The sequence below is a fragment of the Pseudomonas sp. BW16M2 genome (assembly GCF_014268865.1).
Lineage (GTDB): Bacteria > Pseudomonadota > Gammaproteobacteria > Pseudomonadales > Pseudomonadaceae > Aquipseudomonas > Aquipseudomonas peradeniyensis.
This window is the reverse complement of the sequence record NZ_JABWRI010000032.1, coordinates 66622-72737: the sequence shown is the minus strand read 5'-3', so window position 1 is coordinate 72737 and position 6116 is coordinate 66622. Positions and strand designations below refer to the sequence as shown.

Below are 6116 nucleotides of genomic sequence, written 5' to 3'. Positions count from 1 at the left end.
CATCACGATGTCATCGCGTCGTTCATCAACATCAACACCCTGCTGTACTCGACCGCCTGGATCGCCTTCGCCAACGACCCCTGGCCCAAGCCCGTGCTGGATCAGTACAAGCACGCCATCGCGAACAACGACCCCGAGCTCACCAGCCGCTTCCAGGCTCTCGACCTGAAAGCGGCCCGCGAAGCGCCCGGTAGCGTAGGCCGGGCCATGCACGCAGACCGCCTGCAACTCGACGAGGTCCTGGAATACGCCGTGCCAAGCACCGGCCCCTTCACCAGCGTCCATGGCTTCTACCCTCGCCTCGAGCGCCTGGCGGCCACGCGCACGTACATCGGTGCCCTGATACAACGCGAAGAGCTCGCCGATGGCGTGCTCGCGCTGACGGTGCCAGACCCCGTCGGCATGGTCCAGGAGTGCAACGCGCAACGCCTCGCCTGGGTCCAGGCCCTGCAGGTCTGGCGCGCCGAGCCGCAACGGCACTTCGAGCATTTCACCTCCCTGGCCCTGCTCGGCATCCGCGAGCTGAACGCCACGCTGGCCGCCGGCGAGGCCGCCGCCGAAGTCGAGCGAGAAGCACGCGAGGTCGAGCGCTGGAACAGCAGCCCCCTGCTCGCCGCCAAGGCCCCCCTCCCCGCCGTGGATGTCGAGGCCCAGTTGCCGCGCCGGATCGAACGCAAGCAGCAGGAGGCACGGGAGCGCTTCGAGGAACGCTACGACGAGGGCGAACGCAGCGCCTTCGCCAGCGCCTACGAGACCGAACTGCACAACCGCCAACAGCTGATCGACCAGCTGGCCACCTTGTATGCCGAGCTCTACGCCGCCCCGGCGTTTCAACGCATCGCCTACAACGACTACAGCGCCATCGACTGGCGCTCGACGGAGTACTTCGTGCGCATGATGGGCACCTGCCTGTATGGCGGTCCCAGCGAAAACCAACCACAGGACGGCGCCGCGCTCGGCGCGAGCCAACGGCTGTGGCAACAGGAACTGGAAAACCCCGATAGCCTGCTGTACCAGGCCCTGGTCGCCAAGCACCAAGGGCTGCTCCGGCAACTGCTGGAGGCCTTGACCAGCCAGGACCTGAGCAAGGTCTACGACACGGTCAAGGGCCTCACCACCAGCTATGAAGGCCAGCAGTTGATGGTCAAGCCGGTGCGCGACGCCATCGGCCAACTGCTCGCCGCCACCGCCAATGCCGGCAACACCCTCCACCAACACCTGTCCGCCGGCGCCCGGCAGATGATCGGCTACGTGCACAGCGCGGCGCTGCTGCGTTTTGCCGGGCAGCACATGACGCAGCTCGTCGTGCCGCTCAGGGCGGGCGAATACCTGAAGCTGCTCAACGAAGGCCTGCAGGCGCGCACCGATGCGCTGCGGGGCCAGCTGGACCAGGCCTTTCGCAAACCCGCCGCGCACAAGGTCAACGCCATGCTGCTCAGCGGCGCCATCACCGCGGCGGTGTCCGGCAAGCACGGCAAGGTCGTGGAGCTGGTGCTCTGGACCATGGAGAGCGCCGAGGACTTGCAGGCCCGGTTGCAGCACCTGCAGGCCAGCGCGGGTACTGGCGCTGGCGAGGCATTGCGCAGCGTGCGCATAGGGGCAGACAGCCTGCAATACCAGGCCACCCACAGCCTGCGCCTGCTCAGCCTGAGCGCGGAGCAGACCCGCACCCTGGCCCGTGAGGCCATGGGCAACCTGCGCAGTGGCTTGTCTGGCCTGGGGCCGGGCCGTGCGGACTTGATGTTGAGCCTGGGTGGGTTGTGGTTCCAGCAGGACAGCCTGCGCAGGAATCATGACGCGCTGCACGCGATCCCGGGTAATGCGGAGGCCGAAGCACTGGCAGCGGTGTGGTCGTCGTCCATCGGGGTTTTGGGGTTGAGTATTGAGGCGACAGGGAAAGCGATCGAGATATTGCGGCCTGCCCGGGCCGCCGTAACGGCGGGCTCGACATTGATGCAGGGGACGCAACTGGTGAAGTACGGTGGTGCCATTGCTGCCGTAGCCGGCTTTGCTGATGGAGCTAATTATGCATTAGCTGCTCAACGAACAGACTTACAAGGCGACTCAGCATCTAGACGCCTATACATCACAGCCGGACTACTTTCAATAGGCTCGGGAGTCGCAGGGGTTAGCACACTTCTCTTTGGTAGCGGATTCCTGGGACCTGTAGGGATAGCACTAATATTTGCACTTTCAGCCTACGCGCTTGCTACGATCGCTAAGAAAAACGAATCGTCTCCACTGGAAATCTGGGCGCGCCAGTCCAGGTGGGGGTTGCCGGCGTCGCATCGTGAATGGCAGGTCGCAGAAGACAATGACAACGCTATAGGTGCTCTCAATGCTGCCCTGTTGGGTATCACTGCGCATGCCTCAATAGATATAACATTCAAAGAAACACACCCTCCGAAAACGATAGAGCCGTTCGTTACGCTCAGGGATAGCTTCTCGATTCCACTCGAAACACGCCTGAACTACACAATCACCATTCCTAACTTTGTTCACAGACAGGCAAAATACGAATGGACGCTGGTAGTTTATTCACCGGGTAGAAACACTGTACCGACCGTGTACTCAGGAGACAGCGACAAGGAAAAAACCGAGTTACATGAAAACACTGGCAGCCCAGAGGATAGTTCTCACCAAGGAAAGACTCTAAGAATAGAAGGAAGCACATCAACTGCGAACTTAAAAACTATCGACGCTTTTGAGTTAACAGTCAGCTATTGGCCCGACAAGGACGACTCCACAAATCTCGCGAGGCTCGTAAAAAAACAAGACAAACTAGATACAAGGGGATAAAAATGAAACGACCTATCCTAAACCCCCCGTGCTCTGGCTGGAAAGAAGATTTCAATCCTCCGGGCTCACCTCGCAGAGTCGAGCCTTCTCCCAATCTAATAACTTCCAACCACCAAGATGATATATATTTAGAGATACCTCGAAACTCGGTCAGTACGGGAGGACTGTTACTTTTATGCCTACCGCCCAGCATATTCTCAATATTTATAGCTATAGGAGTAATAATAGACAGCATCCAAGACAGTGATTACAATTTCTTACCTATTGGATTTACAGTGCTATCATTAGTAACCTGGCAAGCAACCTCATTTGCTCGCCTAATCCGCGCCACTCCTCGCGACGAACCCATACGATTCAACCGGGCCCATCAAAAAATCTACGCTTACAACTTTACGTTCTGTTGGTGGAACCCCTTCATCCCATGGCCAATAAAAATCGTCAGCTACGACTGGAAGGATGTACGCGCCGAACGCTGGAGAAAACAGGCTGTCACCCACCAAGGTTCGCACCTCGTGAAGACAGGGATCATGTTGTCCATCGTCAAACCGGGCACCAACAAGGTCATCGACCGGTTCTCTTTGAGTAATACGTACGGGGAAGAGTCCATCTGGGCCTACATCTGCACTTACATGCAACATGGTCTCGATGCTGTTTCACCTGCCCCACACAATGAAGATCACAACCTTCTCCTCTGGTATCAGTTCGCCAAGCGTCTGGGAGCAGAGGTCAAGTGGCCAGAAGCGATAGACCGCGAATCGCGAACGGCTCCACAAACCGCTCCACTGGCTGAGTTGCCATGAAGCCTGTCGTCTTCGTCGATCATCGAGACTGGTGCCACGCCAGGGAGACACGAGGAGCCTTGGCGGCGTCATGATAGAAGGTGATCCGGGCTGGCTAGTCTAGTCGCATCGAAGAAGCCCGCTCACCGTCAGCATTACTGGCTGCAACGCTGCCCCAGTTAAGCGGGACTACCTACCATCAATCACAGAAAAGTAAACACCTCCGCCGCCGCCAACCGCGACTTGCTCAGCCCGGCATTGAAATCCTCCTCGCTGCGATAGCCCAGGCTCAGCAGCACCACGCTGGTGAAGCCCTGCTCGCGCAGGCCCAGTTCGGCGTCCAGGGCCTTGGCGTCGAAGCCTTCGATCGGCGTGGCGTCCAGGCCGTGGGCGGCGGCGCCCAGCAGTGCGGTGCCCAGGGCCAGGTAGACCTGCTTCTCCATCCAGTGCTGCAGGTCCTTGAAGTCATGGCGGTGCAGGTCGACGTAGCCGCGGCGGGTCTGGTCCTGGCCATCACGGGCCTGTTCGGTGCGGAAGCGCCCGTCGGCGGCCTCCTGCGCCAGCACCGCCTGCAGGTGGGCTTCGGTCATGTTGGTGCGGGCGGCGAACACGATCACATGGGAGGCGTCGCGCAGCTTCGGGCTGTTGTAGGCGAAACGCTCGTCGGTGGCCTTGGCCAGGCGCGCCTTGCCTTCGGCGCTGTCGGCCACGACGAAGTGCCAGGGCTGCGAGTTGACCGAGGACGGGCTGTGGCGCAGCTGCTCGAGCAAGGCATCGATGGTGGCCTGGGGAATCCTGCGGCTGGCGTCGTAGGCTTTGGTGGTGTAACGGCGTTTGGCGAGGGCAACGGTATCCATCTACGGCAATTCCTCAAAGGGATCGTGAATGAGCCGCATCTTATCTTCCCGGCGGCAAAGAAAAACCAGCACAATGCAGCAACACTTTCATCCTTGGAGTGAAAATGCTGCGCATCAACGACCTCGAACTGTTCGCCCGTGCCAGCGCCCTGGGCAGCTTCACTGCGGCGGCCCACGAGGCCGACCTGTTGCCCGGCCAGGTGGCGGCGGCGATCAAGCGCCTGGAACGCGAACTGGATGTGCGCCTGTTCGCCCGCACCACCCGCAGCCTGCGCCTGACCGCCGAGGGCGAGCTGTACCTGCCCACCGCCCAGCGCGTGCTCGATGCCCTGCGCCAGGGCCGCGAGGACCTGCACGGCAGCCACAGCTGCCTGCGCGGTGTGCTGCAAGTAGCGGCACCGTCAGACATGGGGCGCAACCTGCTGCGGCCCTGGCTCAGCGCGTTTCGCCGCGAGCACCCGGGGCTCGGCCTGCGCTTCTTTCTCTCCGACCAGCTGGCCGACCTCTACCGCGACCCGGTGGATGTCGCCATCCGCTACGGCCAGAACGAGGACGCCAACTACATCGCCCTGCCCCTGGCGCCGTGGAACCGTCGGGTGCTGGTGGCCTCGCCCGACTACCTGGCCCGCCATGGCCGGCCGGGCAGCCCCGACGACCTGCAGCAGCACGACTGCCTGCTGTACCTGCAGCAGAGCCGGGTCTACGACAAATGGCGACTGGGCAACCGCACCGTGCAGGTGCGCGGGCCGCTGTTCAGCGACGACGCCGACGTGGTGCGGCGCTGGGCGCTGGAAGGCGAAGGCATCGTCTACAAGTCGTGGCTGGACGTCAGCGCCAATGTCGCCGCCGGCGAGCTGGAGGTCCTGCTGCCCGAACACCCCGGCGAGCTGACCCCGGTGACCCTGGTGTGCCCGCACCGCAAGCAGCTCACCCCGGCGGTGGCCCAGCTGCACCTGTGGCTGCGCGAGCGCTTCGCCACGCTGCGCCCGGAGGGCATGTTGCAGCCGCTGTCGCCGGGCGTATAGTGCATCCACCCCCGACTGCAAGGAGCTGTCATTCATGCCGAGCCTGGAGTTTCTCGTTACCGCGCTGATCATCGTGCTGATTCCCGGCAGCGGGGTCATCCTCACCGTCTCCAGCGCCCTGGTGGCCGGGCGCCGCGCCTGCCTGTGGACCGCCACCGGTTGCACCCTGGGTATCGTCCCGCACCTGCTGGCCTCGGTGCTGGGCCTCTCGGCCTTGCTGCACACCAGCGCCCTGGCCTTCCAGGGCCTGAAGTTCGCCGGCGTCGCCTACCTGCTGTACCTGGCCTACGCCACCTGGCGCGACCGCGCGGCCTTCGCCGTGGACACCCAGGCCACCCCGGCCAGCGCCGGCCAGCTGGTGCTCAAGGCCTGCCTGCTGAACATCCTCAACCCCAAGCTGACGCTGTTCTTCCTCGCCTTCCTGCCGCAGTTCATCAGCCCCCAGGCCGGTTCCGCGACCGTGCAGATGCTCGGCCTGAGCGCGGTGTTCATGGCCATGACCTTCGTCGTCTTCGTGATCTACGGCCTGCTCGCCCACCTGTTCCGCCGCGCCGTCATCGACTCGCCCCAGGTGCAGGCCTGGCTGCGTCGCAGCTTCGCCGCCTCGTTCGCCGGGCTTGGCATCAACCTGGCCTTCGCCCAGCGCTGACGGCTGT

Annotated in this window: 5 protein-coding genes; 4 read left to right on the top strand and 1 reads right to left on the bottom strand. The window is 62.5% G+C overall.

Annotated elements, in window-relative coordinates; genetic code table 11:
- Together HU735_RS22650 and HU735_RS27410 are read left to right on the top strand one after the other, a co-directional pair.
- Positions 1–2799 (top strand): T6SS effector BTH_I2691 family protein (locus HU735_RS22650; RefSeq protein ID WP_186715456.1); only part of this gene is annotated, 2799 nt, incomplete at its 5' end.
- 2 nt (positions 2800–2801) lie between these two features.
- Positions 2802–3599, top strand: coding sequence for a DUF6708 domain-containing protein (locus HU735_RS27410; RefSeq protein ID WP_346655379.1), 798 nt, complete (start codon positions 2802–2804; stop codon positions 3597–3599).
- Between the two features lie 182 nt (positions 3600–3781).
- Here HU735_RS27410 and nfsB read toward each other — a convergent pair whose 3' ends face one another.
- Entirely contained in the window at positions 3782–4435 is a 654-nt protein-coding gene (gene nfsB, locus HU735_RS22640; RefSeq protein WP_110733882.1) for an oxygen-insensitive NAD(P)H nitroreductase, read from the bottom strand.
- A gap of 104 nt (positions 4436–4539) precedes the next feature.
- Here nfsB and HU735_RS22635 point away from each other — a divergent pair, with 104 nt between their 5' ends.
- Both HU735_RS22635 and HU735_RS22630 read left to right on the top strand, forming a co-directional pair.
- Positions 4540–5460 (top strand): LysR family transcriptional regulator, encoded by a 921-nt coding sequence (locus HU735_RS22635; protein WP_050706153.1) that lies wholly within the window; start codon positions 4540–4542, stop codon positions 5458–5460.
- Positions 5461–5494: 34 nt separating this feature from the next.
- Positions 5495–6109 (top strand): LysE family translocator, encoded by a 615-nt coding sequence (locus HU735_RS22630; protein ID WP_050706154.1) that lies wholly within the window; start codon positions 5495–5497, stop codon positions 6107–6109.
- Positions 6110–6116 lie beyond the last annotated feature (7 nt).